A 24,807-nucleotide genomic window follows, 5' to 3' on the forward strand; every position below is an offset into this window, starting at 1 on the left:
GCCCAATTTTTCAGGGGTTCCGGCTTGCAAAGAGGCATCGCCGGGCCAGCCATACAGACAGGGGCAGCACATCCATGTTTACTCGTGATATGAAAATCGCCGGTTTCGATGACGAACTTTGGAACGCTATGCAGGCGGAAGAAAAGCGCCAGGAAGCACACATCGAACTGATCGCGTCTGAAAACTACACCAGCCCGCGGGTGATGGAAGCCCAGGGCAGTGTGCTGACCAACAAGTACGCTGAAGGTTACCCCGGCAAGCGTTACTACGGTGGCTGCGAGTTTGTGGACATCGCTGAGGATCTGGCCATTGCCCGCGCCAAGGAGCTGTTTGGTGCCGCCTACGCCAACGTGCAGCCGCATTCCGGTTCACAGGCCAACTCTGCGGTGTTCATGGCGCTGCTCAAGCCCGGTGATACCGTTCTGGGTATGAGTCTTGCTCACGGTGGCCACCTGACCCACGGTGCCAGCGTGAACTTCTCCGGCAAGATCTACAACGCGGTTCAGTATGGCCTGAACCCGGAGACCGGTCTGATCGATTATGACGAAGTGGAAGCTCTGGCTGTCGAGCACAAGCCGAAAATGATCATCGCGGGCTTCTCTGCTTACTCGCAGGAGCTGGACTTTGCCCGTTTCCGTGCCATCGCCGACAAGGTGGGCGCGTATCTGTTTGTTGACATGGCCCACGTGGCTGGTCTGGTCGCCGCTGGCGTCTACCCGGATCCGGTACCTCACGCCCACGTAGTTGCGACCACCACGCACAAAACCCTGCGCGGTCCACGTGGCGGCCTGATCCTGGCCTGTGACGACGAAGATCTGCAGAAGAAGCTGAACTCTGCTGTGTTCCCGGGCGGTCAGGGCGGCCCGTTGATGCACGTGATTGCGGCCAAGGCCGTGTGCTTCAAGGAAGCCATGAGCGACGAGTTCAAGGCCTACCAGCAGCAGGTCGTGAAGAACGCCGCCGCCATGGCAGAGGTGTTCATCGAGCGCGGCTTTGACGTGGTTTCCGGTGGTACCAAGAACCACCTGTTCCTGGTGAGCCTGATCAAACAGGACATTACCGGTAAAGACGCGGATGCCGCGCTGGGCAAAGCGCACATTACCGTGAACAAGAACGCCGTGCCGAACGATCCTCGTTCACCGTTCGTAACGTCCGGACTGCGCATTGGTACTCCGGCGGTGACCACACGCGGCTTCAAGGAAGCCGAATGTCGGGATCTGGCAGGCTGGATGTGTGACATCCTCGATAACCTTGAAGACGAAGCGGTTAATAGCCGTGTGCGGGAGCAGGTGGAAGCTGTCTGCGCACGGTTCCCGGTCTACGGCTAACAGGCTTAGAGACAGGTCAGCCCGGGCGCTCCGGTGAGTGCCCGGGTTCTTTCTTTCCGGAGCAGGTGATTTATGCATTGTCCTTTCTGTGGTGAAGCCGATACCAAGGTGATTGATTCACGCCTGGTGGCCGAGGGTGACCAGGTTCGCCGCCGCAGGGAGTGTCTGTCCTGTCGTGAGCGATTTACCACCTTTGAAACTGCCGAGCTGGTGATGCCCCGGGTCGTTAAGCAGGATGGTACCCGGCAGCCATTTGATGAAGAAAAGCTGCGGGCCGGCATCATGAAAGCTCTGGAAAAACGTCCGGTCAGCATTGAGGAAATCGATGCCGCCCTGAACCGTATCAAGTATCGTCTCCGCTCGACAGGTGAGCGTGAGGTCAAGTCGATGCAGTTGGGTGAGGAGGTAATGACCGAGCTGCGCCAACTGGACAAGGTTGCCTACGTGCGTTTTGCGTCGGTTTACCGCAGTTTCCAGGACATCAACGAGTTCAAGGAAGAGATCGAGCGGCTGTCCCAGGGCAATGGCGATACCGCGGTGGATGTTGCCAGGGCATTGGTGGATAACGGTACAGACAAAGGCAAGGCATGATTTCAGACCGTGATCGGGCAATGATGGCCCGGGCCGTTCAACTGGCCTGGCGCGGTCGCTATTCCACCCATCCCAATCCCCGTGTTGGTTGTGTTATTGCCAAAGGCGATCTGATTGTGGGCGAGGGCTGGCACGAGCGTGCCGGTGAAGCCCATGCGGAAGTGCGTGCTTTGAGCCAGGCAGGCCATGAGGCTCGGGGAGCCACCGCCTACGTTACGCTGGAGCCTTGCAGCCATTACGGGCGCACGCCGCCCTGCGCACGGGCACTGATAGATGCCGGTGTGGCCCATGTGTTTGCCGCTACCAAAGACCCCAACCCGTCTGTGTCCGGTCGGGGGCTGGATATGCTCAGGGAGGCTGGCATACGGGTGACCGAAGGCGTGATGGCCGATGAGGCTTCGCGTCTGAATCCTGGCTTCATGAAGCGTATGAATACCGGCCGCCCCTGGGTTCGGCTGAAGATGGCGGCCAGTCTTGATGGCCGGACCGCCATGGCCAGTGGTGAAAGCCAGTGGATAACCGGCCCGGAGGCGCGCGCGGATGTGCAGCGTTTGCGGGCGATCAGCGACGCCATCCTCACCGGGGTAGGTACGGTACTGGCGGATGACCCTTCGTTGACCGTTCGGCGGGACGAGATGGGCGATATCGGCGATGCCACGGATCCGTCCCGGCAGCCGTTGCGGGTGATCGCCGACCGGGATGCCCGTACGCCGGCCACCGCCAGGATTCTTCAGGGTGGCAATGTGCAGGTATTCTGCGCCAGTTCGACACTGGCCTCCGGCCCGGCCCAGGATCTGGCTGCGCTGGGCGTCAGCCTGACCGGGGTTGCCTGGAAAGATAACGGTGTTGATGTCGCCGAGTTGCTGGACGCGCTGGGAGAGCTTGGTATTAACGAGTTGCTGGTTGAAGCCGGCCCTACGCTGGCCGGTACGTTCATCGGTGAAAATCTTGTGGACGAGCTCTGGCTCTACCAGGCCCCGGTTTTCCTGGGTAGTACCGGCAGGCCGACAGCGCATTTGCCGCTGGAGACCATGGCCGACAAAGTGCAATGGAAGGTGCTGGATCGTCGTCAGGTGGGTGAGGATCAGCGTCTGATCCTGGCTCGCCACTAATCATTCAATCCATTCCCCGTGAACCGGCTAGACTGTCGGGAGGGGTGAAAGGGTGCAGAACCGTATGGCACTGAACAGCATTGAAGAAATCATTGAAGACATTCGCCAGGGCAAAATGGTCATCCTGATGGATGATGAGGATCGCGAGAATGAGGGCGACCTGGTGATGGCGGCGGAGCACTGCACGGCAGAGGCCATCAACTTCATGGCACGCTTTGGCCGCGGACTCATCTGTATGCCCATGACCCGTGATCGCTGCGAACAGCTGGGTCTGCCGTTGATGGTTCAGCAGAATGCTTCTGGCTTCGGAACCAAATTTACCCTGTCTATCGAAGCCCGTGAGGGTGTTACCACGGGAATTTCTGCAGCGGACCGGGCTCGTACCGTGCAGGCAGCGGTTGCCCGGGATGCCAAGGCTTCTGACCTCGTTCAACCGGGACATATTTTCCCGCTGATGTCCGATCCTGGTGGCGTTCTCAGCCGTGCCGGTCACACCGAAGCGTCGTGCGATCTGGCGGCCCTGGCTGGCTGTGAGCCTGCCGGTGTGATCTGTGAAATCATGAATGATGACGGCTCCATGGCACGGCGCCCGGATTTGGAGAAGTTCGCAGAAGAGCATGATCTGAAGATCGGCACCATCGCAGACCTGATTCATTACCGCACTATGAACGAGCGCACGGTGGAGTGCGTAGAACAGAACGAACTGGATACCGAGTACGGCCTGTTCAAACTGCACACCTACCGGGACAATATCCAGGGTGCTACCCATCTGGCTATGGTAATGGGCGATATCCAGCCGGAGGAGCCGGTGTTTGTGCGTGTGCACATTACCGATACCCTGCGCGATCTGCTGGGTGCACGCCGCAAAGATTCCCGGAGCTGGCCGCTGCATCACGCACTGGAGAAGGTTGCGGAAGAAGGCAAAGGCGTGGTGGTGCTGCTTAACAGTGCTGAAGACAGCTACAACCTGGAAGACCGGATTCAGGAGTTCTTTGACAAAGGGCAGGGATCCTCAGGCAAGGGCAGTTCCGGCGTGTATTTTACCGTCGGTACCGGTTCCCAGATTCTCCGGGATCTTGGAGTCGGTAAAATGCGCCTGCTCAGTCCGCCGGTTAAATTCTCCGCCATCTCCGGTTTCGACCTGGAAGTGGTGGAATACGTACCTTACGCCCCCGAATGATAAACCCGGTTATCGCCAATAAGGCGATGACCCGTGAAGGAGCCCGAGATGGCAGATATCAAAGTAATTGAAGGTGATTTTACCCAGTGCAGCGGCCGCTATGCGCTGGTGGTTGGCCGGTTTAACGGCTTTGTGGTGGAAAGTCTGGTGGAAGGTGCAGTGGATACCTTGCGTCGTCACGGCATTTCCAATGATGACATTGCCATTATCCGTGTGCCGGGTGCCTATGAAATGCCACTGGCGGTCAAGCGTGTTGCCGAAACCTCGGACTACGACGCCATTATTGCCCTCGGCGCGGTAATTCGTGGTGGTACTCCCCACTTTGAATACGTGGCGGGCGAGGCCTCCAGCGGCCTGGGCGCTGTCAGCCTGGAAACCGATGTCCCGGTTACCTTCGGCGTATTGACCGTAGATTCCATTGAGCAGGCCATCGAACGCTCCGGCACGAAGGCCGGCAACAAGGGCGCGGAAGCCGCCATTACTGCCCTGGAAATGGTCAGTCTGTTCAAAAAGTTGGGTGAGTAATGAGCGAAGCGGGTGACACTTCTCCCCAGCCGGGGAAAACCGGCCAGCCCAAGGCAGGCGATCGCCGCCGGGCACGGGCGCTGGCCATGCAGGGTTTGTATCAGCGGCACTTCAGCAAAACGCCGATTTCTGATATCGAAGCCGAGTTCATGGTCGACAACGACATGAGCAAGGTCGATATCATGTATTTTCGGGACCTTCTGCGTGGCGTTTACCGCGAGCAGGCAGAGCTCGACAAACTGCTGGAGCCGTTTCTGGATCGTCCCCTCAAGGAGGTCGACCCGGTTGAACTGGCGATCGTTCGCCTGGGCGCCTATGAGCTGAAACACCGCATCGATGTGCCCTATAAAGTGGTCATCAACGAGGGTATTGAAATGGCCAAGCGCTTTGGTGGCACCGAAGGGCACAAGTTCGTGAACAGCATTCTGGACAAACTCAGCCGCCGGCTTCGCCTGGCCGAGACCCGCCCGCGTTGATTCATGGGTGAATTTGAGCTGATCCGGAAGTATTTCCAGCCGCTGGCCGATGGTGCCGGGCAGGATCAGCTCCTTCTCGGTCCCGGCGACGACTGTGCGATCCAGCGGGTATCGCCGGGGCTGGATCTGGTGTTTTCTGTGGACACCCTGGTAGAGGGCGTTCATTTTCCTTCCGATTATTCGCCAGATTATCTCGGATGGCGAGCTCTGGCGGTTGCGGTAAGTGATTTGGCCGCGATGGGCGCAAGCCCGGTCTGTTTTACTCTGGCTTTAACCTTGCCAGACGCCAATCAGGGCTGGCTGAAGCCGTTTTCAGAGGGGCTGGCCCGGGCCAGCAAAGCCTTTGGTATCGCCCTGGCGGGCGGAGATACTACCCGCGGCCCCCTGACAATCAGCATCCAGGTGCACGGAACTGTTGAGAGTGGGCGTGCGCTGTATCGATCCGGCGCGAAGCCCGGCGACCTGATATGTGTCAGCGGCACGCTCGGGGCGGCCGGTGCCGCTCTTGATTACCTTGCTGCCCCCGCGCCCTCACCGGCCCAGCTCGCCTTGTTGTCACGTTATCATTTCCCGCAGCCTCGTCTGTCACTGGGTCAGCAGCTGGCGGGCTGTGCCTCCTCTGCCATAGATATTTCTGACGGGCTCCTGGCGGATCTCGGCCATATCCTTGATGCCTCGGGGGCCGGAGCGCGAATCGACACGGGACGTATACCGATGATGGCAGAGTTGATTGCATTAAAGGGTGAGAACGCCCGGGATCTGGCGTTGGGAGCAGGAGATGACTATGAGCTTTGCATCACCATCCCGCCAGAAACCTTCGGCACTCTTGACGACTCTGTGGCCCGTGAGCTGACGGTCATTGGAGAGATTACTTCGGAGCCTGGCCTTCAGCTGAGCGGGCCGGTCTCTGGCGTCATTCAAGGATATGAGCACTTTGGGAGACCCGCATGAGTGATGAGCTGATGCATGAACCGGACGCCGCCCAGGTCATCTTGCCCCCTGGCTTTCTGAAAAACCCGGTCCACCTGTTGGCCTTCGGTTTTGGCAGCGGTGCAGCGCCCAGAGCGCCGGGAACCTGGGGTAGCCTCGCCGCTATTCCGGTTTGGTATGCCTTTTCCTGGATGCCTCCGTTGGCCTACTGGCTCGTGGTTCTGGCGGCGTTTCTGGTGGGTATCTGGTTGTGTGGCAAAACCGCGACAGACCTGAAAGTGCATGATCACGGCGGTATTGTATGGGATGAATTTGTGGGGATGTGGATTGCCCTGGGCCTGTTTCCGGATCAGCTTTACGGGGTGCTCATGGCGTTCATGCTGTTCCGGCTGTTTGACGTGTGGAAGCCCTGGCCCATTAACTGGCTGGATGAGCGCTTGCCCGGCGGGCTCGGGATTATGGTGGACGATGTCGTCGCCGGGGCCATGGCGCTGGGTTGCCTTTGGGCGATTGACGTCTGGGTGATGCCCTATATTATCTAGCGGGGCATCACCCATTCGGTCTGTCGGGTGGGTTAGTGCACCTGCTGCTCTTCTGGCAGCATGCGAACAACATGCAGAAAGCGTTTAAGGCCGACTTCTGCCCGCTCTCTTGAGGCAAAAGGCCCGCTATCGAAGCCCTCGCGGGTTGTAAAGTACCATTTGCTCCCTACGCAGAAAAAACGACTGCTGCGAAACGGGACGGGGCCTTGCTCTCCTGTCCTGCGCTGAGTGTCCATGGTTTCTCCTGAGCCCACTTGTTCTTTTCTTCTCGGGCTGTGCGTTGTGTAAGCCGACTTGTTTAAAATTAATCCAATTGCAGCCGAATTCAACAATTTTTTACATTCTTACGTTGGGCGTCACATTCCGGACCTTCCTGCAGTGAAAGTGAATTCCGTTGCGTGCCTTGCTCTGATCCGCCCGGATGGTCAGAATGCTTGGCAGAGTTGTCCTCAACATTGCAGGCCGTGCCAACGGCCATCCCTATGGATAAGGAGATGAAGTGAGTATGTGTCACGTTCCAAGGCTTTTCAAGTTGCTGGCTGTTCTGGCGAGCGTTGTCATGGCGGGCTGTGCATCGAGTGTGGCCAGAGTGGATACCTGGGAAGGCCAGTTGCCGGCGACGACAAAACCGGCTGTGCTGCAGGCGCCCGGTGAGATACAGGTGATCAGTGTGAATGGTCGGAACATGACCAACTTCCTGATTGAGGATCTGGCACTGGACTACGGTTTGTTGCCGGGAGAGAACGAGGTGGTGTTCCGCTACAAAACCATCTGGGCGAAGAGTGGTGTGGTACGCAACGGCGAATCCAAAGTGCATGTTATCGAGAGCAGCACTCAGGTGGCGCGTTTCACGGCGAGCCCGGACGCAGTCTATGGTTTCGAGTTTGATAAGCCGGCAAGTCGCCAGGAAGCCGAAACCATGATGGAGAGCTTTTCAGCAAAGATCGTTGCCGGCAATGGCACTGTCGTGGCGGTATCTGAGGAGTGGGACGGACAGTCCCGGCTGACGGACAGCCGCACTCCGGTTCCGGCTTCCGGGGGCGAGAGCACCAGCCGACCCCAGGAAGGCAGCACTCTGGAGCAGCTCAAAGCCATTTGGGCCGATGCTTCTGATGAAGACAAGAAAGCCTTTTTGCGTTGGGCATTCGAATAACCCGGCGCCGGGCCTGCGGGCCCGGCTATCTTCTGAATCTGCCCAGCCCGCCTTTCAGCAGTTTTTCCACGTAGGCAAGGACATCGTCGGTCATGTTGTGTTGTGGTTCCGGAAACTGCTCATGGCCCTGATCGGGGCCCAGCTCCGCTGCAGCTTTCTCTATCGCTTCCAGACTGTCGTGTACCAGTTCCGGTAGCTGGTCGCTGTCGGCGACCACGTCCGGGCAAAGAGTAAAGTTCAGGGTGAGCTGGCCCTGGTAGCTGACCGCAACAATCACCAACCCAAGGCTGTCGAATAATGGGGCACTGTTGTACTGGCGCACCAGTCGGGCACCTTGCAGGTACAGCGGTACCTGCGGGCCCGGTACGTTGGTAATCGGCACGTTGAACAGTGGCTGGTAGCGCTGTGCGACCTGCAGCTCGGAATACAGGCGGGCGGACAGTGCCAGCAGCGTTGACGGAAGTAGCTCGGTCAGCCGGTCTGCGGCTATGGCTTCACGGTAGGGCTCGGATTCAACCGCATTGCGGTGAATTCGCCGGATCCGGGCTGCCGGGTTGGGTTCTGCGGTGGCCAGGTCCAGCAACATGGCTGACATCTGATTGCCGGTGGCCTTGCGAAGACTGCTGGAACGAACCGAGATCGGCGTCATGGCGACCAGCGAGGATTTCGTTTCTATGTTCTGGTTGGCGAGGTATCGGGCCAGGGATTCGGCACACAGGCCGAGGACCACATCATTCAGGGTGACGTCGACCAATGAGCCCTTGATGGCTTTGAGCCGGGACAAGTCCACGCTGGTTGAGACAATTCGCCGGTTGGCGGTAATCTGCCGGTTGAAGGGGCTGTGGGGCGCGGTGAACAAGGGCAGTGGCAATGGCAGCTTGTGTAATTGCTTCTGGATCAGCCCACGGGTGGTGGCTTCGGCGGCGTTATAGGCCAGAGAGGCCAGCTGCATCGGCGTTTTCAGCATGTTGGCGCCGGCCTGCAGGAAAACCCGCTCTTCTGAAGGTTCCTGCCTTGGCAGCCAGGGACGTGGTGGCGTGATGGTTCTCGGGCTGGGTGTGTACTCCAGTAGCTTGCCCATGATTTCCTCACCGCTAAACGCGTCAATGGCGGCATGGTGCAGCTTCACGATCAGTGCAAACCCTTCTTTTTCACCCTCCGGATCGTCGATCCGGAAACCATCGACAAAGGTGATGTGCCAGAGTGGTCGGTCCCGTTTCAGCGGCTCTTCAAGAATCTTCGAGGCCAGGGATATCAGGCTGGCCTGCTTGCCGTGTTCGCCAAGGTTTACGTAGGCCAGGTGCCGCTCGATGCTGAAATCGGCGTCGTCCACCCAATAGGGGCGGCCAAGCCGGAGAGGGATTTCTTTCAGCTTCTGGCGGAACAGAGGTACCACGTGGAGCCGGCTGCGCAGATAGGCGACGAAGGTGCTGAATGCCAGTGGGTTGGACAGCCCGCTGGCATCGAACAGATAAATGCCGCCGATGTGCATCGGGGTGGTGTCCGATTCCAGATACAGGAACGAGGCATCCAGTTCCGACAGCTGACGCATGGAACGCACTCCTTGTGTTTCTCGTTGTATTCGGCTGGTCAGTATACTTCAGGTCGTGAATTCGCCGGTTGGCCCCTTTGCCTCAGGAATCGGCAGGCTTGAGCCACTGGCTGAGGCTCTGGTCTTCGCTCAGCCGGTTCCAGAACCACATCAGTGCCTTGCCTTTGTCTTCACTGTGGCGGGCCAGGTGAATGGCGATCGGGGGGCGTGGTTCGTGCACGGCTTTCGCCACCAGCCGGCCTGAAGCCAGTGCCTCCCGGATGCGTGGCAAGGGCAGCCAGCCAACGCCAAGGCCTGCTTCCTGTATGGCAATTTTCTGGTCGATGTTGGTGACGGTCAAGGTTCGTTGGCGCCGGAAGATGCCGGCATGGCCGGGTGGCAGCGCGCGGGAGGTGTCGGCGGCAACGGCAGCGGGAAATGGGGCGATGTCGCTTTCTTTCAGGGGTTCTTCTGCCTGGGCCAAAGGGTGGTTGGCCGCCACGGCAAAGACGAAAGGTATCTCGCCCAGTGGCTTGGTGGTAAAGCTTCCGGCGGGCTTGCTGAGCTGGTCTGCGCCGATCACCATGTCGACGCGCCGGCTTTGCAGGGCGTCCCAGGCGCCTGCAAAGACCTCCTCCACCACCTGTACATCCACTGGAACGCCCAATTGGTAAAAAGCGTCAATCGCCGGAAACAGGCATTGTGCCGGCAGCAGCGAGTTGAATCCTATTCTAAGCCTGGTTTCCCAGCCCTGAGCTACCTGGCGGGTAGAGTGAGCCAGGTTCTCGGCGGCTTCAAGCAGCGAGCGGCCTTCCTCCAGCAGGTAACGACCGGCGGGCGTGAGCACGGCTTTGTGGCCGGTTCGGTCAAAGACACTGACGCTGAGGTCTTCCTCAAGCTTCTGAACGGTGTAACTGATGGCCGAGGGAACCCGGAACAGTTCGCTGGCGGCACCGGCAAAACTGCCCTTGCGGTCGATAGCGTCCAGTACTTTGAGTGCGTCGATGGTAATGGCTGTATGCATGTTCGAATAATCTGAAAGTGTTTGCCAGAAATGCTTGCTATCAGCCTAGCAGCACAGCCGTTAGCCTGTCTCTATTAATTCAGAACCGGGTCGGCCCCATCACACTTCATCAGGGCAAATTTCATGGTGGTTGACCTCGCAGGAGGGTAGTTATGGGCTTGTTGGTTGACGGCTGTTGGCACGATCAGTGGTATGACACGGGCAGAACCGGCGGCAAGTTTGAGCGCGAAGCGGCGCGGTTCCGAAACTGGGTAACCGCTGATGGCTCTGCCGGGCCGGCCGGAGAGGGTGGTTTTCCTGCAGTGAGTGGCCGGTATCACTTGTATGTTTCCATGGCCTGCCCCTGGGCCCACCGCACCTTGATTTTCCGGAAGCTCAAAGGTCTGGAGAACCATATTTCGGTGTCTGTCGTGCACCCGGACATGGTGGAAAACGGCTGGGAGTTCCGGCCCGGTCGCAAAGAACATCAAGACGACTTGTATAATTTTGACTTCATGCACCAGATTTATGCCCGTGCCGCCCCGCATTATTCTGGCCGGGTCACGGTGCCGGTGTTGTGGGACAAAGAGCGCGAAACCATTGTCAGTAATGAATCCGCAGACATTATCCGGATGTTCAATTCCGCCTTTGATGGCCTTGAGGGCGTGAATAACGACCGGGATTTCTACCCGGAAAGCCTGCGTGGTGACATCGAGGCGGTGAATGAACGGGTTTACCACACGGTGAACAATGGCGTTTATAAAGCCGGGTTCGCCACTGCGCAGGACAAGTATGAGGAGGCCTATCAGGCCCTGTTCGACTCCCTGGACTGGCTGGAAGAAAGGCTGGCGGAAAAGCGCTATCTCACCGGTAACCGGCTAACCGAGGCCGATTGGCGGCTGTTCACCACGTTGATCCGGTTTGATGCGGTGTATTACAGCCACTTCAAGTGCAACCGCCAGCAGATCCGCGACTATCCGAATCTGTCCGGCTATGTGCGGGAGCTATATCAGGTGCCGGGCGTGGCTGAAACCGTGGATCTGGGCCAGATCAAGCGTCACTACTATGTAAGTCAGCGCACCATAAACCCAACCCAGATTGTGCCGGTGGGGCCAGAGCTGGAATTCGAAGCACCCCACGGGCGTGAACATCTCGGCTGAATGGGCCTGGTTGACTAGCTTACCCGGGCTACCGCCACTTCGGTCAATAATTCCAGCGCCTGCCGGTGCTCAGAGCCCGGCAGGCAGGCCAGCAGGTCTCTCGCGATCTGCGCCTGCTCTTTTGCTTTTGTCATGGTGTATTCGATGGCACCGGACGCCTTAACGATATCCAGTACCTTCGGCAGGTCATCCAGCCCTCCCTTCCGGATGGCCTGGCGGATCAGTTGCCTTTCGGCTTCGCTACCATTGGCCATGGCGTAGATCAGCGGCAGGGTGGTTTTGCCTTCCGCCAGGTCGTCTCCCACGTTCTTGCCCATGGTTTCGGCATCGCCCTGATAATCGAGAACGTCATCAACCAGCTGGAATGCCAGCCCGAGGTGTTTGCCATAGTCTTTCAGGGCATTTTCCTGTTCCCTGCTGGCTCCGGCCAGCAGGGCGCCCGTGTGGGACGCGGCTTCAAACAGCATGGCGGTCTTGTTGTGGATAACGACCATATACTGGTCTTCGCTCAAGTCCGGGTTCTTCACATTCATCAGCTGCATGACCTCGCCCTCGGCAATAACGGCCGTGGCGTGCGACAGCACGTTCATGATCGGCAGGCTCTGCAGCTCGACCATCATTTCGAAGGCCCGGGCATAGAGGAAATCGCCGACCAGCACGCTGGGCGCGTTGCCCCATTTTGCGTTGGCTGTGCTGCGGCCGCGGCGCATATCGGAGGTGTCTACCACATCGTCGTGCAGCAGGGTGGCGGTATGCAGGAATTCAATCACGGCAGCCAGCTTCAGATGATCGTCTTTCTGGTAGCCGGCGGCCTGGCTGGCCAGGAGAACCAGCAAAGGTCGCAGGCGTTTGCCGCCGCTTTCGATAATGTACTGGGCGATTTTCTCAACCAGCGGGACATCGGAAGCGAGCCGCTTGATGATAAGGTCGTTAACGCGGCTGAAATCATCCGCTACGGTGTCGTAGATGCGCTGGGCTGTCATCGGGCCGGTAAGTCCCTTGCTGGTGTTTTCGTTGAGTTTTCGGGCAGGTCGCGGCAATGCTAGGTATTGCTGCTTACAGTGTCAACTTGAGCCGGAATCCGGCTTGTATTGGTCGACGGGTTTTCGTACAATCACGCGCCCAACTCATCCCAACCTGCGCTCCCTGCAATAGGGTCGCCAGAGCGCTTCCCTTAGAACCAGGTGGATAAGAGCAGGGATGGGTCAATCGCGGAGACTATGAATGTACGCAGTTATTGTTAGCGGTGGTAAGCAGCACCGTGTAAAAGAAGGCGAAACTCTGAAGCTGGAAAAGCTGGAAGTTGAAACCGGCGGTTCCGTTGAGTTTGATCGTGTTCTTCTGGTTGCCAATGGCGACGACGTAAAAGTTGGCGCTCCGGTTGTTGAAGGTGCCAAGGTGACCGCAGAAGTGGTTAGCCACGGTCGTCACGACAAAGTGAACATCATCAAGTTCCGTCGTCGTAAGCATCACATGAAGCGTCAGGGCCACCGTCAGTGGTTTACTGAAGTCAAGATCACGGGTATCCAGGGCTAAGCCCTCGAATAACCCCTTAATGAAGGAGGCTGGTAATGGCTCATAAAAAGGCAGCAGGTAGTACCCGTAACGGTCGCGATTCCGAGTCGAAACGACTTGGTGTCAAGCGCTACGGTGGCGAGTCTGTATCTGCAGGCAGCATCATCGTTCGTCAGCGTGGCACCCGTTTCCACGCTGGCAGCAACGTAGGCATTGGCAAGGACCACACCCTGTTCGCGAAAGCGGAAGGTCAGGTGAAGTTCGAAACCAAAGGCCCGCAGAACCGCAAGTTCGTAAGCATCGTTCCGGCTGCGTAAGCAGCGGCGATCCGGTTCTGTTGAACCTTGGGTTTGCCTGATATGCTGATTTAGTCAGTTCTCAGGTGAATCCGGAGCCCCGCAAAGCTTCCTTGAGGCTGCGGGGCTTTTTAGTTTATGCAAAGGCATTTGGCGTATGAAATTTGTAGACGAAGCCACCATCATTGTTGAAGCCGGTAAAGGCGGGCATGGTTGCCTGAGCTTCCGGCGGGAAAAGTACGTGCCAAAGGGTGGTCCCGACGGCGGTGACGGTGGGGATGGCGGTTCCGTCTATCTGGAGGCGGACAGCGCACTCAATACCCTGATTGATTACCGCTTTCAGCGTAAATACAAGGCCCAGAATGGTGAGCCGGGCGCTGGCCGTAACTGCACCGGTACCAAAGGCGAAGATCTGGTGCTGCCGGTGCCAGTTGGCACGACGGTGGTGGATATGGATACTCATGAAGTGCTGGGTGATCTCACCAAAGAAGGTCAGCGTCTGAAAGTGGCTCAGGGTGGTTTTCACGGCCTTGGCAATACCCGTTTCAAGTCGTCCGTTAATCGTGCTCCTCGTCAGACCTCCAAAGGGTCTGAGGGTGAGGCGCGTAATCTGCGTCTGGAGCTGAAGGTTCTGGCCGATGTCGGTTTGCTGGGTTTGCCCAATGCTGGCAAGTCTACGTTCATCCGGTCGGTTTCCGCCGCGCGCCCGAAGGTAGCGGATTATCCCTTCACCACCCTGGTACCGAATCTTGGTGTGGTCAGTGTGCAGGCTCATCAAAGCTTTGTTATCGCGGATATTCCTGGTCTGATTGAGGGGGCAGCCGAGGGTGCGGGGCTTGGTATTCGTTTCCTGAAGCACCTGGTCCGGACGCGCTTGTTGCTGCACCTGGTGGATGTTGCTCCTTATGACGGCTCGTCCCCGGCCGACGCGGTCAGGGCGATTGCCCACGAACTCGAAAAGTTCAGTGAAACGCTGGCCAGCCGTCCTCGTTGGCTGGTGCTGAACAAGGTCGATATGGTCGCCGAGGAAGATCGTGAGGCCCATTGTCAGGCCATTGTTGATGAGCTTGGCTGGGAGGGGCCTGTGTTCCGCATTTCCGCGCTGAGTGGTGAGGGCACCAAACCTCTGGTGCAGGCCGTGATGCGCTGGATTGAGGAGCAGGCCGAGCAGGAAGCCGACAATCCCGATTTCGCTGAGCAGGAAGCCGCGCGCAGGCGTCGCATGGACGAAGAGGCCCGTCAGAAAATTGAGGCGGATCGTCAGGCCCGTAGAGCGGCCCGTAACGCGGATGATGACGACGACTTTGACGACGATGATTACGACGTTGAAGTGGTTTACGCACCGGAATAACTCACTAACGGAAGAGACTGTACCGCTATCATGAGTGAACGCCTTCAGCTTCGACAGGCCCGCCGCCTGGTGGTCAAGATCGGTAGTGCCTTGCTGACCAATGATGGCAAAGGTCTGGATGTGGCCGCGTTGGGGTTGTGGGTAGATCAGATCGCAGAGCTGATTGCCGAAGGGGTGGAGGTGGTGGTGGTGTCCTCCGGCTCGGTCGCCGAAGGCATGAGTCGCCTTGGTTGGACAGTTCGCCCCCAGCACTTGCACGAGTTGCAGGCTGCGGCTGCTGTGGGGCAGATGGGGCTTGTGCAGACCTGGGAGGCCCAGTTCAAGCGCCATGATATCCATACGGCGCAGATTCTGCTGACCCACGACGACCTCTCCGACCGCAAGCGTTACCTGAACGGCCGCAGTACCCTGCGTACGTTGCTGGATTACGGTGTGGTGCCGATCGTGAACGAGAACGATACGGTGGTGACCGACGAGATCCGCTTTGGTGATAACGACACCCTGGGTGCGCTGGTGGCTAATCTGATTGAGGCGGATGGTCTGATTATTCTGACCGATCAGGTGGGGTTGTTTAATAAAGACCCCCGCAAGCACGGCGATGCCGTGCTTGTGACCGAGCGCAGGGCGGAAGATCGCGAGCTGGATGCCATGGCCGGCGGTGGTGCCGGAGCGCTCGGGCGCGGTGGTATGCAGACCAAGCTGAGGGCGGCCCGGTTAGCGGCCCGCTCAGGCGCGTTTACGGTGATTGTTGGTGGCCGGATTGAGCATGTGATTGCCCGATTACGCCAGGGTGATGTGATTGGTACCTTGCTGTTGCCGGAGCAGGGGCGGCTGGCGGCCAGAAAGCAGTGGATTGCCAGTCACTTGCAAACCCGGGGCAAGCTCACGCTGGATGATGGTGCGGTGAAGGTGTTGCGCCAGGGTGGACGGAGTCTGTTGCCGGTGGGTGTGAAGGCTGTGTCCGGGCAGTTCCGGAGGGGGGAGATGGTCTCCTGTGTCGATCTGACTGGCAAAGAAATCGCGCGGGGGCTGGTTAACTATGATGCTGATGAAGCCAGGGCCATCTCGGGCCGGTCCAGTGATCGCATTAATGATGTTCTGGGTTATGTGTCCGATGAGGAGATGATCCATCGGGATAATCTGGTGGTGGTTTGATCTTTTTCGCTTGATTCAGACACAAAAAAACCGGCTGATTAGCCGGTTTTTTTATTTCGCACAGAATCAGGCGCTTTTCAGAGCCTTGATTTTGGCGTTCAGACGGCTCTTGTGGCGAGCAATCTTGTTCTTGGCGAAGATGCCTTTGTTGACCATGCTGTCCATGATCGGCTGAGCTTCTTTCAGAGCAGCCTGGGCTTCATCGTGGTTGCCGGCCTTGATCTTGGCGTCGACCTTTTTCATGTAGGTGCGTGCCATGGAACGCAGGCTGGCGTTATGCTTGCGGTTTTTCTCGTTCTGACGAGCGCGCTTCTTGGCTTGCGGGGAATTTGCCACCGTAAAACTCCTGAAAATTCGTTGCTATAAAAAAGAAATTTTTACATCGCGGGCGCGCCAAAACCAGCGCGTCGAAATAAATGACGCGGAACTATGCCGCTGAATGCCCGAAATGTCAAGGCCGCCGCACGGTTCGTGCCTCGCCTGCAAAGCCCTGTGATACACTCCGGCATCGCAGCGCTGGGGCTGGCCGGGGGGCGTTACTCCGCCTTGTGGATTACCGAGATGGCCCGTAGCTTCCACTCAGGATTCTGGACGCCGAAATCATGTCTTCCGAACAACGAAAGCCACCCTCAACAGGGAAGTCAGAACCGCCCAGGGCGCCGGGATTGTTGAGATCGTCTGGCGTGGTCGGGATGATGACCATGCTGTCCCGGGTGTTGGGGCTGGTTCGGGATATGGTGATTGCCCGCTATTTTGGCGCGGGAGCGGGGGCTGACGCGTTTTTTGTGGCATTCAAGATTCCCAACTTCCTCCGGCGTCTGTTTGCCGAAGGTGCGTTTTCTCAGGCTTTTGTGCCGGTGTTGTCATCCTATCGGGAAACGCAGGATATTTCGCAAGTGAAACGCCTGGTAGATGCCGTGGCCGGTTCTCTGGGTTTGGTGCTTCTGGCGGTAACTCTTGTTGCGATGCTCGGCTCGCCGGTGCTGACCGCGGTGTTTGCGCCAGGATTTCTGGGTGACGACGTCAAGTTTGCGCTCACCAGCGAGATGCTGCGCATTACCTTTCCGTATCTGCTGTTGATATCCCTGACCGCCTTTGCGGGTGGCATTCTCAACAGTTATGACCGGTTTGCGGTGCCGGCCTTCACTCCGGTCTTGCTGAACCTGGCGATGATTTCGGCGGCCATTTTCCTCACACCGGTGATGGATGAGCCGGTGATGGCCCTGGCCTGGGGTGTGTTCATTGCCGGGGCCTTGCAGCTGTTTTTCCAGTTGCCGTTTCTGATGCGCCTGGGGCTTCTGCCCAGGCCCCGGATCGATTATCGGCACGAAGGGGTAAGCCGTATCCTGAAGCTGATGGCGCCGGCGCTGTTCGGGGTTTCGGTCAGCCAGATCAATCTGTTACTGGATACCGTGCTGGCCTCCTTCCTGCAAACCGGGAGCGTGTCCTGGCTGTACTACTCCGACCGTTTGTCGGAGTTGCCATTGGGGGTGTTCGGTATTGCGATCGCCACGGTGATTCTGCCCAGTCTGTCGCGCAAGCATGCGGCAGCATCTGCGGACCAGTTTGCGGCGACCCTGGACTGGGCTGTGCGGGCCGTTCTGCTGATCGGCGTGCCGGCCGCCCTGGCGTTGGCTTTGCTGGCAGAGCCCTTGATCGCAACTCTGTTCCACTACGGCGAAGTGACCGATCGCGATGTCGCGATGTCAGCACAAAGTCTGCGGGCCTATTCTGCGGGTTTGTTGGCGTTCATGTTGATCAAGGTGCTGGCACCGGGTTTTTTCGCCCGGGAAGATACCAAAACCCCGGTAAAGATTGGTGTGATCGCCATGGTCGCCAATATGGTGTTTAACCTGGCGCTGATCGTGCCGCTGGCGCATGCCGGGCTTGCGCTGGCGACATCGCTTTCTGCCTGGCTCAACGGTTATCTGCTCTGGCGCGGACTTCGCAAGGAAGGCGCCTGGAAAAGCCAGTCGGGCTGGCCGAAGTTCCTGATGCAGCTGGCGGTTGCGAACAGCGCGCTGGCAGCGGTGATCCTCTGGCTGAACGTGCCGGTTGGCCAATGGCTGGCCTTTACTGGCCTGCAGAGGGCTTCGGAAATGACGATTCTGGTTGTGGCTGGGGTTCTCGCCTATTTTGTTGCGCTGGCCCTTGCAGGTGTTCGCGTGCGGCAATTCCGCCAGAAGTAAGGCATCGTCATTTCTACCACGCCCGCTCCTGGGGTATAATCGCGCGTTTTCTCACCAGTGCGTCGCGCGTTCGCGCCGGCGCGCCGAAAGCCATTGGCAGCATTAGGGTTCGCAGTACATGCGTCTGATTCGAGGCCTGACCAATCTCAAGCGTATCGCGGGAAGTGCGGATTCTCCGCTGGCCGATGGGTGCGTGGCCACTATCGGCAACTTTGACGGCGTTCATCGGGGCCACAAAACCATCATCGATCAGGTCAGAGGCAAGGCTCAGGCACTTAACCTGCCGTCTGTGGTGATGATTTTCGAGCCTCAGCCCCAGGAATTTTTCAAGGGGGCGGAAGCGCCTCCCCGGTTGATGCCGTTTCGCCAGAAATTTGAAGCTCTGCTTGGCGAAGGCGTTGATGTGGTGCTGTGTATCCGCTTTGACGAAACCTTCCGCAGCTATTCCGGCATGGGCTTTATCGAGGATGTGCTGATCCATGGCCTTGGGGTTCGTCACCTGGTGGTGGGCGACGACTTCCGCTTCGGCTGCGACCGGGCCGGCGACTTCAGGCTGTTGCAAAGCGTGGGGCAGGAACGGGGCTTTACAGTTGAGAATACCCGCACCGTTGTCGTGGACGGAGAGCGGGTGAGTAGCACCCGGGTGCGCAACGCCCTGAATGTGAACGGACTTGAGGAAGCCGAGCGACTCTTGGGGCACCCTTACCGGATCCATGGGCGGGTGGTATATGGCCGGCAGCTGGGCCGGCAGATCGGCGCGCCCACCGCCAATATCCTGCTGCATCAGATGCCGGCGCTGAGAGGGGTTTACGTGGTGAGGGCCCGGCTCGATACCGGGGAATGGCGTGATGGCGTGGCGAACATCGGCCTGCGCCCCACGGTAGATGGCAAGCGACCATCGCTGGAAGTGCACCTGTTTGACTTTGCTGGCACACTTTATGGCCAGCACCTGGAAGTCGTGTTCCGCCATGGCCTGCGGGACGAAGTGAAATTCGACTCTGTTGACGAACTTCGGCAACAGATCGCCCGGGATTTTGAGCATGCCCGGGCCTGGTTGGCGGAGAACCCCGCCACCCCGGAAACCTGATTCAACTGACCAACCAAGAGTACGCACACAGACATGAGCGACTACAAGCATACCCTGAATCTGCCGGAAACTGCGTTCCCCATGCGCGGTAACCTGGCCAAGCGCGAGCCGGACATGCTCAAGCACTGGCAGGACCTGAACGTTTACGGCAATCTGCGCAAGCAGCGCCAAGGTCGTGAGAAGTTCATCCTGCACGATGGCCCTCCCTACGCTAACGGCAGCATTCACATCGGGCATGCGGTCAACAAGATCCTGAAAGACATGATCGTGAAATCCCGCAGTTTCATGGGCTACGACGCACCCTACGTGCCGGGCTGGGATTGCCACGGTCTGCCCATCGAGCACAAGGTTGAGCAGGAAATCGGCAAGGCCGGCGTGAAGGTGGACTACAAAACCTTCCGCCAAGCCTGCCGAGACTACGCCACCAAACAGATCGAAGGCCAGAAGGCCGACTTTATCCGCCTGGGCGTGATGGGTGAGTGGGACAAGCCCTATCTGACCATGGATCCGAAAGTGGAGGCGGGCATTGTCCGGGCGTTGGGCAAGATCGTCGCCAAGGGCCACCTGGTGCGGGGCTTCAAGCCGGTTTACTGGAGTGTGGTTGGTCAGTCCGCACTGGCAGAAGCCGAAGTTGAATACCAGGACAAAACTTCAACCCAGATTGACGTGCGCTTCACTGTCGTGGATCAGGACGCCGTACTGAAAACCTTCGGAACCAGCGAAGGTGAGGGCGATGTATCCCTGGTGATCTGGACCACGACTCCCTGGACGATTCCCGCCAACCAGGCGGTGTCCATCGGTGCCGATATTGAATACGCACTGGTACAGTTAGATGTCGGCCACGGCGCTGAGCGAATGATTCTGGCCACGGACATGGTGCAGGGCATCATGGCTCGCTGGGGTGTGGAAGACTACAAAGTGCTGGCCAACGTCTCCGGTTCCGCACTGGAAAACCAGTTGCTGCAACATCCGGTGTACGACAAGCAAGTGCCTGTGCTGCTGGGTGACCACGTTTCCCTGGACGCCGGTACCGGTGCAGTACACACAGCGCCTGACCATGGTATGGAAGACTTCGTGGTGGGTAAGGAATACGGCATTGGCACCCTCAACCTGGTGAAAGCCGACGGCACCTATACCGACGCGGCCGGCGAATTCGCTGGTGTGCACGTATACAAGGCCGATGAGCCGGTATGCGCCGCGCTGGAACGCGAAGGTAAGCTGGTACGCTCGGAAAAATTCCGCCACAGCTACCCGCACTGCTGGCGCACCAAGACCCCGCTGATCTACAGGGCTACGCCCCAGTGGTTCATCAGCATGGACAAGCTTAACCTGCGCGCCGATGCCCTGGAAGCCATCAAAGGCGTGCGCTGGGTGCCGGCCTGGGGCCAGAATCGCATCGAGGCCATGTTCGAGCAGAGCCCGGACTGGTGTATTTCTCGTCAGCGCACGTGGGGCGTGCCGATCACCCTGTTTATCCATAAGGAAACCCAGGAGCTGCACCCGAACACCCAGGAGCTGATCGAGAAAGTCGCCCAGGCGGTGGAAACCGGCGGCATCGATGCCTGGTACGACATTGACCAGAACGAACTGCTGGGCGCCGATGCTGACCAGTACGAAAAAGTGCTGGATACCCTGGACGTCTGGTTTGACTCGGGTGTCACCCATGACTCTGTATTGCGGGTACGTGAAGAATTGGGCCAGTTCCCGGCCGATATGTACCTGGAAGGCTCTGACCAGCATCGTGGCTGGTTCCAGTCATCCCTGAAAACCTCCATTGCCATGAATGGCGTGGCGCCGTACAAGCAAGTGCTCACTCACGGCTTCACTGTGGATGCCAAGGGCTACAAGATGTCCAAGTCCCTGGGTAACGTTATCGCCCCACAGGAAGTCATGAACGAGCTGGGTGCAGACATCCTGCGTTTGTGGGTCTCTGCCACCGACTACAGCGGTGAGATGAGCGTTTCCAAGGATATCCTGCGCCAGACTGCAGACGGCTATCGCCGTATCCGCAACACTGCACGCTTCCTGTTGAGCAACCTGACCGGGTTTGATCCGGACCAGCATATGGTCGCGCCGGAAGACATGATTGCCCTGGACCGCTGGATGGTCGACCGCGCCCTGCAGCTCCAGAACGAACTGCACGAAGACTACGGCAACTATGCCTTCCTTCGGATCTACCAGAAGGTGTACAACTTCTGTGAAGCCACCCTGGGTGGCTTCTACCTGGACATCATCAAGGACCGCCAGTACACCACCCAGGCCGACAGCCTGGCGCGACGTTCCTGCCAGACCGCGCTCTATCATGTAGCCGAAGCCCTGGTGCGCTGGATTGCGCCAATCCTGAGCTTCACCGCTGATGAAATCTGGCAGCACCTGCCGGGCAAGCGCGGCGACACCGTGTTCTACGAAACCTGGTACGAGGGCTTGAGTGCGCTGCCTGAAGGCTTCGAGTTAGGCCGTGACTACTGGCGAGAAATCTATGCCGTGAAAGAAGCGGTCAACAAGTGCCTGGAAGAAGTCCGTGCCCGTGGTGAAATCAAAGGCTCGTTGAGCGCGGAAGTGACTCTGTACTGCGAAGGTAGCCTGGCCGAGCGTCTGAACTATCTTGGTGAAGAGCTGCGCTTTGTGCTGATTACCTCTGAAGCCACCGTTAGGCCGGTGAGCGAAGCGGCCGGCGTAGAGCAAACCAACCTGGAAGGTCTGCTGGTGAAGGTGACCCCGGCGACTCACGCCAAGTGCGAGCGCTGCTGGCACCACCGTGAAGACGTGGGGCAGAACGAGCAGTACAGCGATCTGTGTGGCCGTTGCGTGACCAATGTGGAAGGCCCGGGTGAAACCCGTGCATACGCCTGATGGATGCGGTCATGACTGAAAGCACTGGCAGTAAATTGAAATGGCTGTGGCTGGCGCTGCTGGTCATCGCCATTGACCTGGGCACCAAAGCCATAGCCACGGCTATGCTGACCTACGGTGACCCGGTACCGGTACTGCCCAGTTTCAACCTGACGCTACTGCACAACACTGGCGCGGCATTCAGCTTCCTGGCCGATGCCGCCGGCTGGCAGCGCTGGTTCTTTGTCGCCCTGGCGGTCGTGGTCAGTGTGGTGCTGGTGGGCTGGCTGAGAAAACTCAAAGCCGATGAAACCTGGACCGCGATTGCCATCGTATTGATCCTTGGTGGCGCCATCGGCAACGTATACGACCGGGTGGTGCATGGTTACGTGGTGGACTTCCTGCATTTCTACTGGCAGGACTGGCATTTCCCGGCCTTTAACCTGGCCGACACCGCTATCACCATTGGTGCTGCCATGATGATCATCGATGCATTCCGCAAACCCGCTGGTGCCAGCGGCGATGCTGATAGGAGCAACTGAACCCCATGAAAGAACTGCCCATCGATAAGGGAACCCGAGTAAAACTGCACTTCGCCCTGAAGTTTGAAGACGGCGAAACTGTGGATTCCACCTTCGACAAAGAGCCGGCTACCCTGGAAATCGGTGATGAAAACCTGCCGGAAAATTTTGAAGCCTACCTGATGGGCCTGAAAGCCGGCGACCACAAAACCTTTGAAGTGCCGCCGGAAAAAGCCTTCGGCCAGCACAACCCCAGCAATATCCAGACCTTCAAGCGCCACGAATTCAGTGCTGACATGGTTCTGGAGCCGGGTGTGGTGATTTCCTTCGCCGACGCGCGCCAGCAGGAACTGCCTGGTGTGATCAAGCGGGTAGAAGGTGACCAGGTGGATGTGGACTTTAATCACCCGCTGGCAGGGCATACACTGAGCTTTGAAGTTCAGATTATCGACGTTGAACCAGCAGGGCCGACACACTGATTATGCACATTCGACTCGCTAACCCCCGTGGCTTCTGTGCCGGCGTAGACCGTGCCATAGAAATTGTCAACCGCGCGCTGGACGTGTTCGGAGCGCCCATCTACGTGCGCCACGAAGTGGTTCACAACAAATTCGTGGTAGACAACCTGCGCAACCGGGGCGCGATCTTTGTCGACGAGTTGGACGAAGTGCCCGACGACAAACTGGTGATCTTCAGTGCCCACGGCGTATCCCAGGCGGTACAGAACGAAGCCGCCCGGCGCGGCCTGAAAGTGTTCGACGCTACCTGCCCGCTGGTCACCAAAGTGCATATGGAAGTGATGCGTTACAGCCGTGATGGCCGCGAGTGCATCCTGATTGGCCACCATGGACACCCGGAAGTGGAAGGCACGATGGGCCAATACGATCACAGTAACGGCGGCGACATCTATCTGGTGGAAGACGAAGCCGACGTACAAAAGCTGGAAGTGAAAGACCCCAGCCGTTTGTCATTCGTTACCCAAACCACGCTGTCCATGGACGATACCGCACGGGTAATCGACGCCCTGCGCGCCAAATTCCCGAAAATCGAAGGCCCCCGCAAAGACGACATCTGCTACGCCACCCAGAATCGGCAGGACGCGGTCAAGCAGTTGGCCGGTGACTGTGATCTGATGCTGGTGGTGGGCTCTCCCAATAGCTCCAACTCCAATCGCCTGCGGGAACTGGCGGAACGCATGGGCACGCCTGCCTACCTGATTGATGAGGCTGCCCAGATAGAGCCGCAATGGCTTGAGGGCAAGAAGGCTGTAGGAGTCACTGCTGGAGCGTCGGCTCCGGAGGTGCTGGTTGCCGACGTGATTGCCCGACTCAAGGAGTTGGGCGGGGAAGAACCCGAGGAAGTCTCCGGCCGGGAGGAGAACATTGTCTTCTCGATGCCGAAAGAACTGAGGATTGAAGCCCTTCAAATCGACTGAACCTGAAGGGCTATCAATTCGTTTTGATGTTACCAGCAGCCCGCCTGGGCTGCGCCTCTGACGCCTTCATCGTTCAGCGTCAGCGTGCCGCAATCATCATTGGCTTGAGCACCCGTGGGGACCGCCTGCAGAGTATAGGTGTCGCGCGTCGCGTTCACGGAAAAGCTGATGTTATAAAACGCTGTGCCTGTTTGCGGCGATTGCGTGAAGGGCAATACTGGATTATTCCCACCATCTCTGTAGTCAAAGCCGTTTGAGTAGCGTCTTTCCATCCACTGGGCCAGTTCCAACAGGTCTGCTTGGGCTGTGGTTCGTCGGGTTTGTTCCACCTGGTTCTGGTAGAGCGGCAGGGCTATTGCAGCTATGATCGCGATGATTGCAACCGCGATCATGAGCTCGACCAATGTGAAACCGGCATTCGATTGAATCTTCAAGGTAATAGATCCTTACTCTGGAATGTGTTTTGGCGGATCAATCGCGTATAACGCTGAGACCCACCGCCACTGTTGGCCCCGAGCCGCCCGCAGTATCGGGCGACAGTTCCAGTCTGATGGAGTCTCCTGGCTGAATTTGCTGCAGCACCTGTTCTCGTGACCAGACGGTATTCCTGAACTGGACGAGTCTGTCGAGCGTGAAGGACTCATCATCGACGATCAGGATGGATTCCTCAGCGTGGATGGCGTTTATGGCCCCCTCGTAAAAACGATCATTTGTATTCATAGGCGTGCCGTCAGCGATCTCCTCCTGAGCCTGAAGGCCGGAAGAAATGGATATCGCGACCAATAGGGCGCCTAAACTGCCCAGGGTTTTCTTGTTGATTCGGCGAACGCCGAGAAGCTTGAACGGATTCTTCATGGTCAATCCCGTTTCTAGGTTGAATCAGTTTTGGGACCAG

27 protein-coding genes are annotated in these 24,807 nt (G+C 58.2%); 20 read left to right on the forward strand and 7 right to left on the reverse strand.

Annotation, left to right across the window (positions count from 1 at the left end):
- Positions 1 to 74 precede the first annotated feature (74 nt).
- From glyA to MARHY_RS03450, 8 genes are all read left to right on the forward strand, one after another.
- Positions 75 to 1,328: a serine hydroxymethyltransferase gene (gene glyA, locus MARHY_RS03415; RefSeq protein WP_014420579.1), complete on the forward strand. Its 1,254-nt coding sequence runs from the start codon at positions 75 to 77 to the stop codon at positions 1,326 to 1,328.
- Positions 1,329 to 1,400: 72 nt separating this feature from the next.
- On the forward strand, positions 1,401 to 1,919 hold the full coding sequence (gene nrdR / locus MARHY_RS03420; protein WP_011784360.1) for a transcriptional regulator NrdR: 519 nt from the start codon (positions 1,401 to 1,403) through the stop codon (positions 1,917 to 1,919).
- Positions 1,916 to 3,031, forward strand: coding sequence for a bifunctional diaminohydroxyphosphoribosylaminopyrimidine deaminase/5-amino-6-(5-phosphoribosylamino)uracil reductase RibD (ribD, locus tag MARHY_RS03425; RefSeq protein WP_014420580.1), 1,116 nt, complete (start codon positions 1,916 to 1,918; stop codon positions 3,029 to 3,031). Before nrdR ends, ribD begins: the two co-directional genes overlap by 4 nt.
- Before the next feature lie 64 nt (positions 3,032 to 3,095).
- The gene (gene ribBA / locus MARHY_RS03430) at positions 3,096 to 4,211 is read left to right on the forward strand and encodes a bifunctional 3,4-dihydroxy-2-butanone-4-phosphate synthase/GTP cyclohydrolase II (RefSeq protein ID WP_011784362.1); all 1,116 of its coding nucleotides are present in this window, start codon (positions 3,096 to 3,098) and stop codon (positions 4,209 to 4,211) included.
- A gap of 48 nt (positions 4,212 to 4,259) precedes the next feature.
- Positions 4,260 to 4,736 (forward strand): 6,7-dimethyl-8-ribityllumazine synthase, encoded by a 477-nt coding sequence (gene ribH, locus MARHY_RS03435; RefSeq protein WP_011784363.1) that lies wholly within the window; start codon positions 4,260 to 4,262, stop codon positions 4,734 to 4,736.
- A complete protein-coding gene (nusB, locus tag MARHY_RS03440; protein ID WP_014420583.1) occupies positions 4,736 to 5,212 on the forward strand; it encodes a transcription antitermination factor NusB in 477 nt (158 codons plus the stop codon). Before ribH ends, nusB begins: the two co-directional genes overlap by 1 nt.
- Positions 5,213 to 5,215: 3 nt before the next feature.
- On the forward strand, positions 5,216 to 6,163 hold the full coding sequence (gene thiL, locus MARHY_RS03445) for a thiamine-phosphate kinase (RefSeq protein ID WP_014420584.1): 948 nt from the start codon (positions 5,216 to 5,218) through the stop codon (positions 6,161 to 6,163).
- A complete protein-coding gene (locus MARHY_RS03450) occupies positions 6,160 to 6,684 on the forward strand; it encodes a phosphatidylglycerophosphatase A family protein (RefSeq protein WP_014420585.1) in 525 nt (174 codons plus the stop codon). Before thiL ends, MARHY_RS03450 begins: the two co-directional genes overlap by 4 nt.
- Positions 6,685 to 6,716: 32 nt before the next feature.
- Here the strand turns inward: MARHY_RS03450 and MARHY_RS18905 are convergent, their stop codons facing one another.
- Positions 6,717 to 6,920, reverse strand: a complete 204-nt coding sequence (locus MARHY_RS18905) for a DUF6316 family protein (RefSeq protein WP_011784367.1) — start codon at positions 6,918 to 6,920, stop codon at positions 6,717 to 6,719.
- Between the two features lie 269 nt (positions 6,921 to 7,189).
- Between MARHY_RS18905 and MARHY_RS03460 the strand changes: the two genes are divergently transcribed.
- Positions 7,190 to 7,837 (forward strand): DUF2057 family protein, encoded by a 648-nt coding sequence (locus tag MARHY_RS03460; RefSeq protein WP_041654567.1) that lies wholly within the window; start codon positions 7,190 to 7,192, stop codon positions 7,835 to 7,837.
- A gap of 25 nt (positions 7,838 to 7,862) precedes the next feature.
- Here MARHY_RS03460 and MARHY_RS03465 read toward each other — a convergent pair whose 3' ends face one another.
- Together MARHY_RS03465 and MARHY_RS03470 are read right to left on the reverse strand one after the other, a co-directional pair.
- Positions 7,863 to 9,389: a WS/DGAT/MGAT family O-acyltransferase gene (locus tag MARHY_RS03465; RefSeq protein WP_041654568.1), complete on the reverse strand. Its 1,527-nt coding sequence runs from the start codon at positions 9,387 to 9,389 to the stop codon at positions 7,863 to 7,865.
- Positions 9,390 to 9,471: 82 nt separating this feature from the next.
- Entirely contained in the window at positions 9,472 to 10,392 is a 921-nt protein-coding gene (locus MARHY_RS03470) for a LysR substrate-binding domain-containing protein (protein ID WP_014420588.1), read from the reverse strand.
- Between the two features lie 152 nt (positions 10,393 to 10,544).
- Here MARHY_RS03470 and MARHY_RS03475 point away from each other — a divergent pair, with 152 nt between their 5' ends.
- Complete coding sequence (locus MARHY_RS03475) at positions 10,545 to 11,531, forward strand: glutathione S-transferase family protein (RefSeq protein WP_014420589.1); 987 nt, start codon at positions 10,545 to 10,547, stop codon at positions 11,529 to 11,531.
- A 14-nt stretch (positions 11,532 to 11,545) separates the two neighbouring features.
- Here the strand turns inward: MARHY_RS03475 and ispB are convergent, their stop codons facing one another.
- Positions 11,546 to 12,514: an octaprenyl diphosphate synthase gene (gene ispB, locus MARHY_RS03480; RefSeq protein ID WP_023009250.1), complete on the reverse strand. Its 969-nt coding sequence runs from the start codon at positions 12,512 to 12,514 to the stop codon at positions 11,546 to 11,548.
- Positions 12,515 to 12,755: 241 nt separating this feature from the next.
- Here ispB and rplU point away from each other — a divergent pair, with 241 nt between their 5' ends.
- The 4 genes from rplU to proB all read left to right on the forward strand — a co-directional run bounded on the left by rplU (position 12,756) and on the right by proB (position 15,848).
- Complete coding sequence (rplU, locus tag MARHY_RS03485; protein WP_011784373.1) at positions 12,756 to 13,067, forward strand: 50S ribosomal protein L21; 312 nt, start codon at positions 12,756 to 12,758, stop codon at positions 13,065 to 13,067.
- A 35-nt stretch (positions 13,068 to 13,102) separates the two neighbouring features.
- A complete protein-coding gene (gene rpmA / locus MARHY_RS03490) occupies positions 13,103 to 13,363 on the forward strand; it encodes a 50S ribosomal protein L27 (RefSeq protein WP_011784374.1) in 261 nt (86 codons plus the stop codon).
- Between the two features lie 136 nt (positions 13,364 to 13,499).
- Complete coding sequence (gene cgtA / locus MARHY_RS03495; RefSeq protein ID WP_011784375.1) at positions 13,500 to 14,693, forward strand: Obg family GTPase CgtA; 1,194 nt, start codon at positions 13,500 to 13,502, stop codon at positions 14,691 to 14,693.
- A gap of 30 nt (positions 14,694 to 14,723) precedes the next feature.
- Positions 14,724 to 15,848 carry a glutamate 5-kinase gene (gene proB, locus MARHY_RS03500; RefSeq protein WP_014420591.1) on the forward strand — a complete coding sequence of 375 codons (1,125 nt, stop codon included), beginning with the start codon at positions 14,724 to 14,726 and terminating at the stop codon, positions 15,846 to 15,848.
- A 66-nt stretch (positions 15,849 to 15,914) separates the two neighbouring features.
- Here proB and rpsT read toward each other — a convergent pair whose 3' ends face one another.
- Positions 15,915 to 16,184, reverse strand: a complete 270-nt coding sequence (gene rpsT / locus MARHY_RS03505) for a 30S ribosomal protein S20 (protein WP_011784377.1) — start codon at positions 16,182 to 16,184, stop codon at positions 15,915 to 15,917.
- Between the two features lie 266 nt (positions 16,185 to 16,450).
- Between rpsT and murJ the strand changes: the two genes are divergently transcribed.
- From murJ to ispH, 6 genes are all read left to right on the forward strand, one after another.
- Complete coding sequence (gene murJ / locus MARHY_RS03510; protein WP_081496550.1) at positions 16,451 to 18,037, forward strand: murein biosynthesis integral membrane protein MurJ; 1,587 nt, start codon at positions 16,451 to 16,453, stop codon at positions 18,035 to 18,037.
- Positions 18,038 to 18,155: 118 nt separating this feature from the next.
- Entirely contained in the window at positions 18,156 to 19,124 is a 969-nt protein-coding gene (gene ribF / locus MARHY_RS03515; protein ID WP_011784379.1) for a bifunctional riboflavin kinase/FAD synthetase, read from the forward strand.
- 33 nt (positions 19,125 to 19,157) lie between these two features.
- The gene (ileS, locus tag MARHY_RS03520; RefSeq protein ID WP_014420594.1) at positions 19,158 to 21,977 is read left to right on the forward strand and encodes an isoleucine--tRNA ligase; all 2,820 of its coding nucleotides are present in this window, start codon (positions 19,158 to 19,160) and stop codon (positions 21,975 to 21,977) included.
- A complete protein-coding gene (gene lspA / locus MARHY_RS03525; protein WP_014420595.1) occupies positions 21,977 to 22,498 on the forward strand; it encodes a signal peptidase II in 522 nt (173 codons plus the stop codon). The genes ileS and lspA overlap by 1 nt, the downstream gene beginning before the upstream one ends.
- A 5-nt stretch (positions 22,499 to 22,503) precedes the next feature.
- The gene (fkpB, locus tag MARHY_RS03530) at positions 22,504 to 22,956 is read left to right on the forward strand and encodes an FKBP-type peptidyl-prolyl cis-trans isomerase (RefSeq protein ID WP_014420596.1); all 453 of its coding nucleotides are present in this window, start codon (positions 22,504 to 22,506) and stop codon (positions 22,954 to 22,956) included.
- 2 nt (positions 22,957 to 22,958) lie between these two features.
- Positions 22,959 to 23,912, forward strand: coding sequence for a 4-hydroxy-3-methylbut-2-enyl diphosphate reductase (gene ispH, locus MARHY_RS03535; RefSeq protein ID WP_014420597.1), 954 nt, complete (start codon positions 22,959 to 22,961; stop codon positions 23,910 to 23,912).
- A gap of 29 nt (positions 23,913 to 23,941) precedes the next feature.
- Here ispH and MARHY_RS03540 read toward each other — a convergent pair whose 3' ends face one another.
- Positions 23,942 to 24,346, reverse strand: coding sequence for a type IV pilin protein (locus MARHY_RS03540; protein WP_014420598.1), 405 nt, complete (start codon positions 24,344 to 24,346; stop codon positions 23,942 to 23,944).
- A gap of 37 nt (positions 24,347 to 24,383) precedes the next feature.
- The gene (locus tag MARHY_RS03545) at positions 24,384 to 24,767 is read right to left on the reverse strand and encodes a hypothetical protein (protein WP_023009255.1); all 384 of its coding nucleotides are present in this window, start codon (positions 24,765 to 24,767) and stop codon (positions 24,384 to 24,386) included.
- Between the last annotated feature and the right edge of the window lie 40 nt (positions 24,768 to 24,807).

The sequence above is a fragment of the Marinobacter nauticus ATCC 49840 genome, assembly GCF_000284615.1.
In the GTDB taxonomy this organism is placed as follows: Bacteria; Pseudomonadota; Gammaproteobacteria; order Pseudomonadales; family Oleiphilaceae; genus Marinobacter; species Marinobacter nauticus.

What these genes read in the sequence shown, in the direction of transcription:
- glyA (WP_014420579.1), top strand. Translation starts at nt 75, where the DNA reads ATGTTTACTCGTGATATGAAAATCGCCGGTTTCGATGACGAACTTTGG.
- nrdR (WP_011784360.1), top strand. Translation starts at nt 1,401, where the DNA reads ATGCATTGTCCTTTCTGTGGTGAAGCCGATACCAAGGTGATTGATTCA.
- ribD (WP_014420580.1), top strand. Translation starts at nt 1,916, where the DNA reads ATGATTTCAGACCGTGATCGGGCAATGATGGCCCGGGCCGTTCAACTG.
- ribBA (WP_011784362.1), top strand. Translation starts at nt 3,096, where the DNA reads ATGGCACTGAACAGCATTGAAGAAATCATTGAAGACATTCGCCAGGGC.
- ribH (WP_011784363.1), top strand. Translation starts at nt 4,260, where the DNA reads ATGGCAGATATCAAAGTAATTGAAGGTGATTTTACCCAGTGCAGCGGC.
- nusB (WP_014420583.1), top strand. Translation starts at nt 4,736, where the DNA reads ATGAGCGAAGCGGGTGACACTTCTCCCCAGCCGGGGAAAACCGGCCAG.
- thiL (WP_014420584.1), top strand. Translation starts at nt 5,216, where the DNA reads ATGGGTGAATTTGAGCTGATCCGGAAGTATTTCCAGCCGCTGGCCGAT.
- MARHY_RS03450 (WP_014420585.1), top strand. Translation starts at nt 6,160, where the DNA reads ATGAGTGATGAGCTGATGCATGAACCGGACGCCGCCCAGGTCATCTTG.
- MARHY_RS18905 (WP_011784367.1), bottom strand. Translation starts at nt 6,920, where the DNA reads ATGGACACTCAGCGCAGGACAGGAGAGCAAGGCCCCGTCCCGTTTCGC.
- MARHY_RS03460 (WP_041654567.1), top strand. Translation starts at nt 7,190, where the DNA reads ATGTGTCACGTTCCAAGGCTTTTCAAGTTGCTGGCTGTTCTGGCGAGC.
- MARHY_RS03465 (WP_041654568.1), bottom strand. Translation starts at nt 9,389, where the DNA reads ATGCGTCAGCTGTCGGAACTGGATGCCTCGTTCCTGTATCTGGAATCG.
- MARHY_RS03470 (WP_014420588.1), bottom strand. Translation starts at nt 10,392, where the DNA reads ATGCATACAGCCATTACCATCGACGCACTCAAAGTACTGGACGCTATC.
- MARHY_RS03475 (WP_014420589.1), top strand. Translation starts at nt 10,545, where the DNA reads ATGGGCTTGTTGGTTGACGGCTGTTGGCACGATCAGTGGTATGACACG.
- ispB (WP_023009250.1), bottom strand. Translation starts at nt 12,514, where the DNA reads ATGACAGCCCAGCGCATCTACGACACCGTAGCGGATGATTTCAGCCGC.
- rplU (WP_011784373.1), top strand. Translation starts at nt 12,756, where the DNA reads ATGTACGCAGTTATTGTTAGCGGTGGTAAGCAGCACCGTGTAAAAGAA.
- rpmA (WP_011784374.1), top strand. Translation starts at nt 13,103, where the DNA reads ATGGCTCATAAAAAGGCAGCAGGTAGTACCCGTAACGGTCGCGATTCC.
- cgtA (WP_011784375.1), top strand. Translation starts at nt 13,500, where the DNA reads ATGAAATTTGTAGACGAAGCCACCATCATTGTTGAAGCCGGTAAAGGC.
- proB (WP_014420591.1), top strand. Translation starts at nt 14,724, where the DNA reads ATGAGTGAACGCCTTCAGCTTCGACAGGCCCGCCGCCTGGTGGTCAAG.
- murJ (WP_081496550.1), top strand. Translation starts at nt 16,451, where the DNA reads ATGTCTTCCGAACAACGAAAGCCACCCTCAACAGGGAAGTCAGAACCG.
- ribF (WP_011784379.1), top strand. Translation starts at nt 18,156, where the DNA reads ATGCGTCTGATTCGAGGCCTGACCAATCTCAAGCGTATCGCGGGAAGT.
- ileS (WP_014420594.1), top strand. Translation starts at nt 19,158, where the DNA reads ATGAGCGACTACAAGCATACCCTGAATCTGCCGGAAACTGCGTTCCCC.
- lspA (WP_014420595.1), top strand. Translation starts at nt 21,977, where the DNA reads ATGGATGCGGTCATGACTGAAAGCACTGGCAGTAAATTGAAATGGCTG.
- fkpB (WP_014420596.1), top strand. Translation starts at nt 22,504, where the DNA reads ATGAAAGAACTGCCCATCGATAAGGGAACCCGAGTAAAACTGCACTTC.
- ispH (WP_014420597.1), top strand. Translation starts at nt 22,959, where the DNA reads ATGCACATTCGACTCGCTAACCCCCGTGGCTTCTGTGCCGGCGTAGAC.
- MARHY_RS03545 (WP_023009255.1), bottom strand. Translation starts at nt 24,767, where the DNA reads ATGAAGAATCCGTTCAAGCTTCTCGGCGTTCGCCGAATCAACAAGAAA.